The sequence below is a fragment of the Nocardia sp. NPDC004604 genome, from assembly GCF_040609795.1.
Classification (GTDB): Bacteria; Actinomycetota; Actinomycetes; order Mycobacteriales; family Mycobacteriaceae; genus Nocardia.
In genome coordinates this window covers 29,003-41,297 of the sequence record NZ_JBEXLC010000076.1, presented here as the reverse complement: position 1 = coordinate 41,297, position 12,295 = coordinate 29,003, and the positions used below count along the sequence as shown (strand labels likewise).

The following is a 12,295-nucleotide window of genomic DNA, read 5'->3' as shown; positions in this document are numbered from 1 at the left end:
GCAAGGTCTGATCGGGCACGGTGGCGTTGTCGTCGGCCGGGGTGCGGCCGGTCACGCCGAAGGCGCGAGTCTCGACGGCTCGGACGCGAGGCCCACCCGTCGCCCGACCACCACCCCTCATCGAATCGCTCCGCGATGCTGATATTCGGGGGGCCGCGAACACGCAGCGCCGGAGGTGCTGCAAATCAGACACAGCTCGGGCACTACTGTGGTTGTGGCATCGGAATGAATCCGCTTGAAAGCTGAGGAGCGATAACGTGACTGTCCGGGTAGGCATCAACGGCTTCGGTCGTATCGGACGTAACTTCTTCCGGGCGGTGGAGGCGCAGAAGGCGCTCGGCACCACCGACATCGAGATCGTCGCGGTCAACGACCTCACCGACAACGCGACGCTGGCCACTCTGCTCAAGTACGACTCGATCCTGGGCCGCTTGCCGCAGGAGGTATCCCTGGACGGCGACGACACCATCGTGGTCGGCGACCAGCGGATCAAGGCGCTGGCCATCAAGGAAGGCCCGTCCGCCCTGCCGTGGGGTGACCTCGGCGTCGACGTGGTCGTCGAATCCACCGGCATCTTCACTGACGCGACCAAGGCGAAGGGCCACATCGCCGCGGGCGCCAAGAAGGTCATCATCTCCGCGCCCGCCAAGGGTGAGGACCTGACCGTCGTCATGGGTGTCAACGACGACAAGTACGACGGCAGCCAGAACATCATCTCCAACGCGTCCTGCACCACCAACTGCCTCGGCCCGCTGGCGAAGGTGCTCAACGACAGCTTCGGCATCGAGCGTGGTCTGATGACCACCATCCACGCATACACCCAGGACCAGAACCTGCAGGACGGTCCGCACAGCGACCTGCGCCGCGCCCGCGCCGCCGCGCTGAACATCGTGCCCACCGGCACCGGCGCCGCGAAGGCCATCGGCCTGGTGCTCCCGGAGCTCAACGGCAAGCTCGATGGCTACGCGCTGCGCGTGCCGGTCCCGACGGGCTCGGTCACCGACCTCACCGTGACCCTGAGCAAGTCGGCCTCGATCGACGACATCAACGCTGCCTACAAGGCCGCCGCCGAAGGTGGGTTGAAGGGCATCCTGAAGTACAACGTGGATCCGATCGTCTCCAGCGACATCGTCACCGACCCGCACTCGTGCATCTACGACGCGCCGCTGATCAAGACCATCGATGACCAGGTGAAGGTCGTCGGCTGGTACGACAACGAGTGGGGCTACTCCAACCGCCTCGCCGACCTCATCGGCCTCGTCGGCAAGTCGCTCTGACGCGCATGGCAGTCAAGACACTCCAGGATCTGCTGAACGAGGGTGTCGAGGGTCGGGGCGTGCTGGTGCGCTCCGACCTGAACGTTCCCCTCGACGACAACGGCCAGATCACCGACCCGGGTCGCATCATCGCCTCGGTGCCCACGCTGCGGGCGCTGGTCGAGGCCGGTGCCAAGGTGGTCGTCACGGCGCATCTGGGCCGCCCGAAGGGTGAGCCGGATCCGAAGTTCTCCCTCGCCCCGGTCGCGGCGAAGCTGGCCGAGCTGCTGGACCGCAATGTCCAGCTGGCCGGTGACGTCGTCGGCTACGACGCGCTCTCGCGCTCGGAGGGCCTCACCGACGGCGACGTGCTGCTGCTCGAGAATGTGCGTTTCGACGCGCGCGAGACCAGCACCGACGATGCGGAGCGGGCAAAGCTGGCCGCGGCGCTGGTCGAGCTGGTCGGTGATGACGGTGCGTTCGTCTCCGACGGCTTCGGTGTTGTGCACCGCAAGCAGGCCTCGGTGTACGACGTGGCCAAGCTGCTGCCGCATTATGGGGGCACGCTGGTCGCGGCCGAGGTCGACGTGCTGGCGAAGCTGACCGAGAACCCGCAGCGCCCGTACGCGGTCGTACTCGGTGGTTCCAAGGTCTCCGACAAGCTGGCCGTCATCGAGGCACTGGCCCCCAAGGTCGACACCCTGGTGATCGGCGGCGGCATGTGCTTCACCTTCCTTGCCGCACAGGGCCTCTCGGTGGGCAGCTCGCTGCTCCAGGAGGAGATGATCGACACCTGCAAGGGGCTGCTGGAGCGCTACGCGGACGTCATCCACCTGCCGCGCGATATCGTCGTCGCCAATAAGTTTGCGGCCGATGCGGACTCGAAGGTGGTGCCCGTCAACGAGATTCCGGACGGCTGGCTGGGGCTGGACATCGGTCCCGAGTCGGTGGCCCGGTTCGCAGCACTGCTCACCGAGGCCAAGACGGTGTTCTGGAACGGCCCGATGGGTGTATTCGAGTTCGAGAACTTCGCCGCGGGCACCCGTGGCGTCGCCGAGGCGATCGTGACCGCGACCGGTAAGGGTGCGTTCACCGTTGTCGGCGGCGGCGATTCGGCCGCGGCCGTGCGCGCGCTCGGGCTGCCCGAGGACGGCTTCTCGCACATCTCGACCGGTGGCGGTGCCTCCCTGGAATACCTCGAGGGCAAGGAACTGCCCGGTATCGCGGTATTGGAGGACTGAACCATGGCACGCAAACCGCTCATCGCGGGCAACTGGAAGATGAACCTCAATCACCTCGAGGCCATCGCCCTGGTGCAGAAGATCGCATTCGCGCTGCCGGAGAAGTACTTCGCGAAGGTCGATGTCGCGGTCATCCCGCCGTTCACCGATATCCGCAGCGTGCAGACCCTCGTCGAGGGTGACAAGCTGCTGGTCACCTACGGTGCGCAGGATGTGTCGACCCATGACGAGGGCGCCTACACCGGTGAGATCAGCGGTGCCATGCTGGCCAAACTGGGTTGCACCTTCGCGGTCGTCGGCCATTCGGAGCGGCGCCAGTACCACTCCGAGGACGACGCCACCGTGCTGGCCAAGGCCAAGCAGGCGCTGAAGTACGGGATCACCCCGATCGTGTGCATCGGCGAGGGGCTCAATGTCCGCGAGGCGAAGACGCACGTGGAATACAACCTCGAGCAGTTGCGCGGTTCGCTCAAAGGTCTTACGGCCGAAGAGATTTCGAAGATCGTCATCGCTTACGAGCCGGTCTGGGCCATCGGCACCGGTAAGGTCGCCACCCCGGCCGATGCGCAGGAGGTCTGCGGCGCGATTCGCGCGGAGCTCGCCCAATTGGCCTCGCCGGAGGTCGCGGCGGGTGTGCGGGTGCTCTACGGCGGTTCGGTGAATGCCAAGAACGTCGGCGAGTTGGTCGCGCAGACCGACATCGATGGTGCGCTGGTCGGCGGTGCGTCGCTCAAGGGCGAGGAATTCGCGACGCTGTCCGCTATTGCCGCGGGTGGTCCGCTGCCCTGACGGGCGAATACTCGAATCAGCCCGGCATCACGCCCGATCGCGTGGTGCCGGGCTGATTTGCATTCGGTCGTCGGTCGGGACTTCCTGCTCGGGGCGAGCCGTGCCAGCGCCGGATACCGACGACCGCTACCAAGGTGGACGGCGTGACGCCGATGATGATGACCTATAAGCGCGCCAAGGCCAGCGGCGGTGCTGCCGTTATCGTGATGGTGGGGGAGTTCACCGATCCGGGTGTGCTGGGTCCGCAGTTCGTCGGGAACGACGATTCCGATGCGGTCTGTGATCGAGCTGTAGTCGGCCGATCGGGCGACCATGGCGATCTACTTCGCGCCGCCACGGGAGACCGAGCGGATCGGGTGATCCTGATGCGGAAGTAGACGACGTCATTGCTTGCCGGGCACCGGCATTCGGGATCAGGCGGTGTGGTTGCGCACCGTGAAACCGGTGGCGGTGAGTGCCAGTTCGAACGGTTCGTCGCGCGGGTCCATCGTTACTTCGGCGGTCCGCACGTCGGGGTAGTACACATGTAGTCGGTACAGGGTGCCGCGGAGCAGGTGGGCCAGGTCGGCGGGTTGCTCGGTGGCGTGCACGACGTACAGCCTGGCCGTGGTATCGGAGATGCCGACCGAGCATTCGGCCAAGAGCGCGCCATCGGGGTCGATATAGCCCAAAGAGAATGTGGTGTGCAGGAATTCGTCTCGTTCGGCGAGTACCGCCAGGATAGCGTCCGCATCCCAGCGGCCGGTTTCGTCACGGCGGATGAGTCCGGCGGCGCTATAGAGTTCGGCGTAGCGGATGAGCGTTACCGATGACGGTGGCGCGGGCAGCTTCTCGATATGGGCCGACGGGAGGTCCGGCCACGGGCCGAGTTCGACCTGCCAGGTGCGGCCGACCGGACGGCGGAAACCCGGTGTGCGGGAATTGTTTCGGTGCTCGGCCACGGTTATGCCGCGCGCAGTGTCAGGCCGAAGCCGTTGGTATTGCGCAGGATCAGGATGTCCGCATCGATCGTGGCCGTTGTCTTGCCGTCGAGGGCCTTCAGTACGGCCTGCTCGACCTCCATGATCTCCGGGGCGCACATTGTCTTGGTGGTGCCGATCTGGAAGGTGACATCCGGCCCATTGGCGGCGGGCGACGGCGTGGCGTGTCCGGTGATGCGGTTGCATCCGGCGCTGCCGGACACCGCGCCGTCGGGTGCGATGGTGAGTGTCGGTTTCACCTCGTCCAGGGTCTGTGACCGGATCTGGGCGTCGGGCGTCATCAGGGCGCTGACGATCCAGGTGGTGCCGATGAGCGGCTGATCGGGCTGCGCGATCTTCTTGTCCAGCAAGGTGACGGTGGTGTCCTTCCCGGTCAGCGTCAGTGTCGACTCGTCGAGTCGCCATTTCGGTAGCGAGGTCAGTACGTTGTCCTGCCAGCTATCGGCTTGGCCGTTCTCATCCGGACAGGCCATGAGGGTGCTGGCGAGGGCGCCGACGTGCAGAATGCCCTCGGCCAGGTCGACGGTGCCGGTGGCGGTATTGCAGCCCGAATTGGCCGTGATCTTGCCATCGGCGAAGGTGAGCGTCATCGGTCCGCCGCCCGGTATCTGCTGACCTTCGACTCCGATCGAGACGAAGGTGTGGCCCATCGGAGTGGCCGCTGGTTTGTGTTCACCCCTGTTGTCGTTCGAGCAACCGGCCAGCAGACCCGCCGCGATGGCCAGGAAGATTCCGACGCGCACCGTTGTAGCCGACATGTAGCCGATGGTACGGCGGCTGCCTGTGGAAACCGGTTAACCCGAGACCCACCGGGGCTGTTCGAACCGGTTAACCCCGTGCGGCGCTGGCGAGCGCGGGCCGACAGATCCGCGGGCCGACCCGGACGATGTCGGGCTCGGCCGGACCGGCTGGATGGTCGGCCATCACCCGCAACACCGCGCAGCAAACAGCAAGAGCGCCGCGCCGCCACCGTGGCGAAACTTATCGAAGCGACCATTGCGGTCATTGGCGACAAGGGCTTTCAACGGGCCACCGTGCAGGAAATCTCCGGTCGCGCAGGGCTTTCCGTCGGCGTGATCCGGCAGTTCGACAGCAGACCGGATCTGATCGTCCGGACCGCCGAGGAGGTCTTCTCCCGCCAACTAGCGGGCTACCGCATACTCATGGAACATATTGGCGCCTAGGAAGATTCACTCGATATCGCACTACGCTTCCTGCACGATGCCCAATCCTCCACCCTCACCAGGCCCTGCGCGAGATCGGCCGCCGATTGCACGCCCGCATCGAATCAACTGTCGGGTTGTCGGCGGTTTCCAACCGTTGGGTGACCGGAACCGAAGCCACCTTGGTGGGGTCGAACCACTTCAGGGTGCTTTGCCGTGCACCCTGGGTGTCCTTTCGGCGCGGTCCGGCCTCGATGAGGCTGGACCGCGTCACCACGACAGCGGGACCGCCCCGCTACACGAACATGAAGGAGGACACTCACATGACCACCAACCAGCGCTCGACCCGCCGCACCCACCGGTTCGCTCGCGCCCTGGCGATCGCCGCGGCACCCGCCCTGCTGGGCGTGAGCTTGGTGACGGCCGGCGTGGCCCAGGCCGGTCAGGACCCCACCCTGCCGACCTGCTCCTGGCCCAACCTGGTGTGCGGCCCGCAGACCAATCTGACCCCCGGCGGCCAGACCAACCTCACCCCGGGCGGCCAGAACAACCTCACCCCCGGCGGCCAGACAAACCTCACTCCCGGCCGCTGATCACGGTGCCGGTGATGCGGCCCCGCCGCACTGGCAGGGCCGCATCAAAATCGACACCGCCCCGACCTCGCCCACCCTGCCGACCCTGATCGAAGACATGCTCCGCGTCTACGCTGAATCCCTGCGCGCCAAGGCTTAGCGATACCGACGCCACCGTGGTCCCGCAGGCCCCGAAGCTAGTGCCAACGCGTCGATGATGCGAATCACACCGTGTGGCATGCGGCACATTGTCAGCGGCCGTCCGTCTCCGGCTACGGCTGGCAGTCATGCTCAATTCGCCCTGCCCGACGTGCTTTTCGATCTTGATGATCGAATCGGTCGCGGGCCTGCTCAGCAGTGTGTGGGCGGGACGGATGCGTTCAGCGATGGTGAGGTGCGATGAGTCGCCGCTATTATGCTCGGCCGCGTGACCACCGCTGATGCCACCGCTCCGCTATCTACCTGGGCGCCGTTGCGGTCGCGGATCTATCGGGCGCTGTGGACGGCGCAGTTGGTGTCGAATCTCGGGACCTGGATGCAGACGGTTGGGGCGCAGTGGATTCTGGTCGATGCGCCGAATGCCGCGACGTTGGTGGCCTTTGTGCAGACGGCGACGACTTTGCCGGTGATGCTGCTGTCGATTCCCTCGGGGGTACTCGCGGATCTGCTGGATCGGCGCAGGTTGTTGCTCGGGGCGCAGTCGGCGATGGCGGTGCTGGCCGCGGTGCTCGCGGTGTCCACGGCGACCGGGCATACCACTCCCGGTGTGCTGTTGACCTTGCTGTTCCTGCTCGGCTGTGGGCAGGCGCTCACCGGTCCGGCGTGGCAGGCGATTCAACCGGAACTCGTTGCGCGCGAGCAGATTCCGTCCGCGGCGGCGCTGGGCAGTATGAATATCAATATCGGACGTGCGGTTGGACCCGCGATCGCGGGTGTGCTGGTATCGCTGTCGGGGCCGACCCTGGTATTCGCGCTGAATGCGGTGTCGTTCGTCGGCATCGTCACGGTACTGCTCAGCTGGCGCAGGCCGACGAAGGAACGGAAGCTGCCCAGTGAGCGGCCGCTGGCGGCATTGCAGGCGGGCACCCGGTTCATTCGGGCCGCGCCCGCGATCCGCCGGGTGCTGCTGCGTTCGATTCTGTTCATCGCTCCGGCGAGCGCGGTGTGGGCGCTGCTTCCGGTGATCGCCCGCGATGAACTCGGACTGTCCTCATCGGGCTACGGTCTACTACTCGGTGCGCTCGGACTCGGCGCGGTGACGGGTGCGCTCGGTTTGGCGCGGGTCCGTGCACTGCTGACACCCACCCAACGGTTGACCGCGGCCGCGATCCTGTTCGGCACGGCCTCGGTGGGTGCCGCGGTGCTGCGCAGCGTGCCGGTGGTGCTGGTGCTACTCGTCGGAGCCGGATTCGCGTGGCTGCTCGCGATGTCGACGATGAATTCGACCATGCAGCTGCTGCTGCCCGCGTGGGTGCGGGCGCGGGGGCTGTCGGTCTACATGTTGGTGTTCATGGGCGGCCAAGCGCTCGGCTCGCTGATGTGGGGTCTGGTCGCGGGCGCGGTGGGACCGGTGGCCGCGCTGCTCGCCGCCGCGGTGCTGTTGGCCGGATCCGCGGTGAGCTCGGTCTGGCTGCCGATTCGGCACAACGCGGAGGAACTGGACCTGAGCCCGAGCGCCTTCTGGCCCGAACCGCAGCTCGTCGTCGAACCGGATCCCGAGGACGGTCCGGTACTGGTGCTGCGCACCTACGACGTTCCGCCGCAAAAGGTCGAGGAATACCTGGCCGCCATGGTGTTCGTCGGACGGTCCATGCAGCGCACCGGTGCGATGGAATGGCGGTTGTATCGCGATGTCGGCGTGGTCGACCGCTATGTGGAGGCCTTCGTGGTGCGCTCCTGGTCCGAGCATATGCACCAGCATCAGGTGCGGCTCACCGCCCAAGATCAACTGCGGGAACGCGCCGTCGCGGAATTCATGATCGGCCAGGACACCACCACGCACCTCGTCGCGGTGGACACCCCGTAGGTCGTCTCCACCCGGGGTGATTATGCAGGTACGGATGCACACCCATAGACTGTCCGGCATGCGGATGTTCCTGGATATCCTCCTGATCATCACCAGCGTGCTGCTGGTGCTGTTGGTGCTGCTGCACCGCGCCAAGGGTGGAGGTCTGTCCAGCTTGTTTGGTGGCGGCGTGCAGTCCAGCCTGTCGGGTTCGACCGTCGTCGAGAAGAACCTCGACCGCATCACCATCTTCACCGGCCTGATCTGGCTCATCGCCATCCTCGGCATCGGCCTGGAGATCAAGTTCGCTTGAGTTGCCGCGCGATATCGTTTCGCGCCAACCGCGAGCACACGATGACGGCCGCAACCGTCGCCGCGACCAGCACGGCGGTCGCGATCCCGAACGCCAGCGCATAACCGTCGCCGATTACCGGCGCGACCACCAGGGGACCCAGCATCTGCCCCGCGCCGTAGCCCGCGGTGAGCGTGGCCGCGGCCCGGTGGCCGGTCAGTTCGGTGCCGAGCCGGATCGCCACCATGGTGATACCCATGAACGTGCCACCGAACAGTGCCGCCGCGATAATCGCGGGCCAGGTGGTCGTCGATCCGGCGAGCAGTGCCGCCGCCGCGCACTGCGCGAGTAGTGCGAGGACCAATGCGGTCGCCGGGGACCAGCGGCGCGCGACCAAACCCCAGAGCACTGCCGGTGCGGCGGCCACCCCGACGATCACCCATATTGCCGAGCCCAGGGCCGCATTGTGTGCGCCGACTGCGGCCACCAGGAATGTGCCGATCACGATATAGCCGACGCCCTCGAGGGAATAGGCGATGAGCAGCGCCCGCCAGGCCGTGCTCGGGCGATCGGTGCCGACCACCTCGGCGGTGCGAATGCCGTGGATATCGAGTCGGAATGCGGGGAGCAGCAGTACGGCGGTCAGTCCGGCGGCGCCGAGCCACAGCCCCTGCCATGACAGCACCGGCCGCGTCGCCAGCACCAGCAATCCGGTGAGAGCGATTCCGAAACCGACCCCACCGAAGGCGATACCCGCCCCGTGCCCGCCGAGCCGCGCGATCGCACCCGCACAGCCGACGAATATCACCGCGCTGGCCACGCCCGCGATCAGCCGCAGCAGCGCGGGAATCAGGGTGGGACCTGGCAGCACGACCAGCGCCTCACTGACCACCAGTGCTCCGGCCGCGACGCGAAAAGAGCTGCGGCTGTTGAGTTTCGGTCGCCGCGCGAGCAGTACCGCGCCCGCGAGATAGCCTGCGTAGTTGGCGGCGGCAATGAGCGCGCCGTCGTGGGCATTGATGCGGTGCGCATCCACCATCGCGGCCAGCAGCGGCGTGTAGGCGAAGCGGCCGACACCGACGGCGGCGGCGAGACCCGCACCGGCGGCGAGCGCTGGTCCGAGGGTGCGGCGCGGGGTGTCGAGCAGAGCTGATCCGGTCACAACCTCCGACGGTATGGTTCGGCGGCAAGGCTGTGAAATGCTTTCTGTGCACGATGTATACGCTCGACGCATGGATATCGAGCTGCGGCACCTGCGGGCGTACCTCGCGCTCTGTGAGGAAACGAACTACACCCGCGCCGCCGCCCGGATGCACCTCAGCCAGCCTGCGCTGACCCGAACCATCCAGCAATTGGAGCGCCTCGTCGAATGCCGGTTGATCGAACGGACCTCCCGGCGCTTCGAGCTGACGGAAGAGGGACAGGAGCTGCTCGAGCACAGCAGGCGGATCATCGGCGATATCGACTCCGTCCAGGCGGATCTGCGCAGGCGCGCCACGATCGAGGTCGGGTTCTCCTGGCTGCTGCCCGATGCCTGGTTCGCTGCGACCCGCACCCGATACGAGGCCCTCGGGGGCCGTATTTCGCTGCGGCGGGTGGAGGATCCGATGGCGGCACTGGACGACCGGTCGATCGATATCGCCATCCACCGCAACGATATCTGGCTGCCACATCACCTCGAATCCCGCGAAATCGGTTCCGAGCAGCGGGTATTGGCGGTTTCGGTGCACTCACCGCTGGCACATGCCGGCGAGGTGCGCTGGGCCGAACTTGCGCACTATCCGTTGGTGGCCAATACCGTCTCCGGCACCACCAACGCCGAATCCTGGGATCCGCCCGATCCGAACCGGACCGTCAGCACCTGCACGAATTTCGACGAGTGGATCGAACTCGTCGCGGCCGAACGCGGTATCGGGATCGTGCCCGTGCTGGCGCGCACCCGTGCACCGCATCCGGGCGTGGTCTATGTCGACATTGTGGATGCCCCGCGCTCGCATATCTATCTGACCTGGCGGGTGAAGCCGACGCCATTGCGCTCGGTGCAGCGCTTCCTCAGCGTCGCGTGAGCGGTGTCAGTCGCTGCGCGGGATCCGCCCGTCGAGGTCGGTGAAACCGTAGTCGTCGGCGAGATCAGCTATGCGCCAAGCCGATCCGGAGCGATCACGGCGATCCGGGTCGGCGGCCAGTGCGACCACGGCGCGGCCGGGAAAGCGCGGGGATTCGGCGGCGTCGAGGTCGTAGGTGCCCTCGCCGGGGAGGGTGACGACGCGACGGCCGTCCGCATTGCGCGGAACCAGTTGCAGCAGTTCGGTGTCGACGATGCCGGGCCACAGCGATACCACCGTGACGTTGGTGTCGGCGAGATCGTCGGCCATATCCGAGGTGAGGCGGTCCAATGCGGCTTTGGCGACGCCGTACACCGCGTTGTGCATATAGCGCTCCGCGCCCGGGGACGAGATGTTGGCGATAAGTCCTGCCGATTCGATCAGCAGAGGAGCCGCGAAAAAGCTTGCCGCGTAATGTGATCGGACGCCGACATCGAAGGTTTCGTCCCAGGCCTCCGGCGGCACCTCCCAGAACGGTTTGCCGAGCCAGCGTGCGGCGGCGGCGGAGTTGTAGACATTGTTCACCAGCACGTCCAGTCGGCCGTGCTCGGTGCGGATGCGCTCGAACAGGCGCTCGACCGCATCGTCGTCGCGGTGATCGCAGACGACCGGAATGCCCGTGCCGCCGAGCGCGTCGATCTCCGCGGCGGTCGCGTGCACGGTCCCCGGCAGGCGTCCGGGGGTGGCCGAGCGCCCGGTGACGTACACTGTCGCGCCCGCTGCGCCCAATTCCAGCGCGATGCCCTTGCCGATGCCGCGGCTCGCGCCGGTCACCACCGCGACCTTGTCGCGCAGAACCTGAGGTATTCCGTCCACGATCCTGGGACACTACCGTGAAACAGGAACACGTTCTAGGTTTTGGAGGTCGTTGTGGACTTGATTCATCGGTTCGTGACGGGTGGCGGCATCTGCATGCACGTCGCCGAACAGGGCGAGGGGCATCCGGTGATCTTCTGTCACGGCTTCCCGCATACCTGGTTCATGTGGCATCGCCAGCTCGAGGCCGTCGCCGCTGCGGGTTACCGGGCCATCGCACCCGATTTGCGCGGGTATGGGCGCACGGCGGTGCCCGTCGATATCGAGGACTACACCAACCGGGCCGTGATCGGCGATCTGCTCGGCCTGCTCGATGACATCGGAGCCGAACAAGCGGTTTTCGTCGGCCTCGACTTCGGGGCGGCCCTGGTGTGGGAGCTGGCACTGCGCGCACCGGAACGGGTCAGCGGCGTCATCGTGCTCAATAATCCGTACGCCCCGCGCCCGCCCCGCGCACCATCGCAGCTGTGGGCCAAGGCCGCCGAACGTCACTTCCTGCACCTCGACTATTTCCAGCGGCCCGGTGTCGCTGATGCCGAACTCGGTGGCCGCACCCGGGAATTCCTGGCGCGCGTCTACTTTTCCCTCAGCGCCGACTATCACTACCTCGACACCTGGCGCTTTCCCGCCGAAGGGACCGGCTACCTCGACGTCCTCCCCGAAGCGCCGCTGCTGCCGTGGCGCTGGCTCTCGATCGACGAATTCGACACTCTGGCACGGGATTTCGAACACACGGGCTTTACCGGCGGCCTCAACTGGTACCGCGCCCTCGATCGGAACTGGGATCTGACCGCCGAATTCGCCGACGTCCGGGTCGCCGTCCCCACCTATTTCCTCTACGGCGACCGGGATCCGGATATGGAGGGCTTCAGCGGCCGAGACCCGCTCGCCACCCTGCGCGCCAATGTCGCCGATCTGCGCGCCGTCACCAAGATCGCGGACGCGGGACATCTCGTTCAACTGGAACGCACCGACGAGGTAAATACGCTGATCCTCGACCACCTGCGCGATCTGGTTCCGAACTCCGCGGACGTCGTCGCGTAGCCGTTGCCAGTACCGACGGGCGTAACCCCGCC

The 12,295-nt window shown here is 66.4% G+C and carries 15 protein-coding genes; 10 read left to right on the top strand and 5 right to left on the bottom strand.

The genetic code is table 11. The features are described 5' to 3' along the window. Nucleotides 1-257 precede the first annotated feature (257 nt). The 4 genes from gap (at nucleotide 258) to ABZW16_RS25830 (ending at nucleotide 3,663) form a co-directional block, all read left to right on the top strand. On the top strand, nucleotides 258-1,277 hold the full coding sequence (gene gap / locus ABZW16_RS25845; protein ID WP_354958617.1) for a type I glyceraldehyde-3-phosphate dehydrogenase: 1,020 nt from the start codon (nucleotides 258-260) through the stop codon (nucleotides 1,275-1,277). Between the two features lie 5 nt (nucleotides 1,278-1,282). Continuing rightward, entirely contained in the window at nucleotides 1,283-2,497 is a 1,215-nt protein-coding gene (locus ABZW16_RS25840) for a phosphoglycerate kinase (RefSeq protein WP_354958616.1), read from the top strand. 3 nt (nucleotides 2,498-2,500) lie between these two features. Then, nucleotides 2,501-3,286 carry a triose-phosphate isomerase gene (tpiA, locus tag ABZW16_RS25835; protein ID WP_354958614.1) on the top strand — a complete coding sequence of 262 codons (786 nt, stop codon included), beginning with the start codon at nucleotides 2,501-2,503 and terminating at the stop codon, nucleotides 3,284-3,286. A 143-nt stretch (nucleotides 3,287-3,429) separates the two neighbouring features. Beyond that, entirely contained in the window at nucleotides 3,430-3,663 is a 234-nt protein-coding gene (locus tag ABZW16_RS25830) for a hypothetical protein (RefSeq protein ID WP_354958612.1), read from the top strand. A gap of 36 nt (nucleotides 3,664-3,699) precedes the next feature. Here ABZW16_RS25830 and ABZW16_RS25825 read toward each other — a convergent pair whose 3' ends face one another. Both ABZW16_RS25825 and ABZW16_RS25820 read right to left on the bottom strand, forming a co-directional pair. Further along, nucleotides 3,700-4,227 (bottom strand): hypothetical protein, encoded by a 528-nt coding sequence (locus tag ABZW16_RS25825; protein ID WP_354958611.1) that lies wholly within the window; start codon nucleotides 4,225-4,227, stop codon nucleotides 3,700-3,702. A gap of 2 nt (nucleotides 4,228-4,229) precedes the next feature. Beyond that, nucleotides 4,230-5,024, bottom strand: coding sequence for an META domain-containing protein (locus ABZW16_RS25820; protein WP_354958609.1), 795 nt, complete (start codon nucleotides 5,022-5,024; stop codon nucleotides 4,230-4,232). A 213-nt stretch (nucleotides 5,025-5,237) separates the two neighbouring features. Here ABZW16_RS25820 and ABZW16_RS25815 point away from each other — a divergent pair, with 213 nt between their 5' ends. Then, nucleotides 5,238-5,450, top strand: a complete 213-nt coding sequence (locus ABZW16_RS25815) for a TetR family transcriptional regulator (protein ID WP_354958608.1) — start codon at nucleotides 5,238-5,240, stop codon at nucleotides 5,448-5,450. A gap of 55 nt (nucleotides 5,451-5,505) precedes the next feature. On the opposite strand, the gene ABZW16_RS25810 is transcribed toward ABZW16_RS25815, so the two are convergent. Next, the gene (locus ABZW16_RS25810; protein WP_354958607.1) at nucleotides 5,506-5,703 is read right to left on the bottom strand and encodes a hypothetical protein; all 198 of its coding nucleotides are present in this window, start codon (nucleotides 5,701-5,703) and stop codon (nucleotides 5,506-5,508) included. Nucleotides 5,704-5,734: 31 nt separating this feature from the next. Here ABZW16_RS25810 and ABZW16_RS25805 point away from each other — a divergent pair, with 31 nt between their 5' ends. The 3 genes from ABZW16_RS25805 (at nucleotide 5,735) to secG (ending at nucleotide 8,319) form a co-directional block, all read left to right on the top strand. Further along, nucleotides 5,735-6,022, top strand: a complete 288-nt coding sequence (locus ABZW16_RS25805) for a hypothetical protein (RefSeq protein WP_354958606.1) — start codon at nucleotides 5,735-5,737, stop codon at nucleotides 6,020-6,022. A gap of 394 nt (nucleotides 6,023-6,416) precedes the next feature. After that, complete coding sequence (locus ABZW16_RS25800; protein WP_354958605.1) at nucleotides 6,417-8,027, top strand: MFS transporter; 1,611 nt, start codon at nucleotides 6,417-6,419, stop codon at nucleotides 8,025-8,027. 58 nt (nucleotides 8,028-8,085) lie between these two features. Then, nucleotides 8,086-8,319 carry a preprotein translocase subunit SecG gene (secG, locus tag ABZW16_RS25795; RefSeq protein ID WP_062991810.1) on the top strand — a complete coding sequence of 78 codons (234 nt, stop codon included), beginning with the start codon at nucleotides 8,086-8,088 and terminating at the stop codon, nucleotides 8,317-8,319. Here secG and ABZW16_RS25790 read toward each other — a convergent pair. Further along, the gene (locus tag ABZW16_RS25790; RefSeq protein WP_354958604.1) at nucleotides 8,306-9,460 is read right to left on the bottom strand and encodes a YbfB/YjiJ family MFS transporter; all 1,155 of its coding nucleotides are present in this window, start codon (nucleotides 9,458-9,460) and stop codon (nucleotides 8,306-8,308) included. The two genes, secG and ABZW16_RS25790, sit on opposite strands and share 14 nt — an antisense overlap. A 70-nt stretch (nucleotides 9,461-9,530) precedes the next feature. Here ABZW16_RS25790 and ABZW16_RS25785 point away from each other — a divergent pair, with 70 nt between their 5' ends. Then, nucleotides 9,531-10,364 carry a LysR family transcriptional regulator gene (locus ABZW16_RS25785; RefSeq protein WP_354958603.1) on the top strand — a complete coding sequence of 278 codons (834 nt, stop codon included), beginning with the start codon at nucleotides 9,531-9,533 and terminating at the stop codon, nucleotides 10,362-10,364. Nucleotides 10,365-10,370: 6 nt separating this feature from the next. On the opposite strand, the gene ABZW16_RS25780 is transcribed toward ABZW16_RS25785, so the two are convergent. Continuing rightward, nucleotides 10,371-11,219, bottom strand: a complete 849-nt coding sequence (locus ABZW16_RS25780) for an SDR family NAD(P)-dependent oxidoreductase (protein WP_354958601.1) — start codon at nucleotides 11,217-11,219, stop codon at nucleotides 10,371-10,373. A gap of 54 nt (nucleotides 11,220-11,273) precedes the next feature. On the opposite strand from ABZW16_RS25780, the gene ABZW16_RS25775 reads away from it, so the two are divergent. Next, entirely contained in the window at nucleotides 11,274-12,263 is a 990-nt protein-coding gene (locus ABZW16_RS25775) for an alpha/beta hydrolase (RefSeq protein ID WP_354958600.1), read from the top strand. Nucleotides 12,264-12,295: the final 32 nt, after the last annotated feature.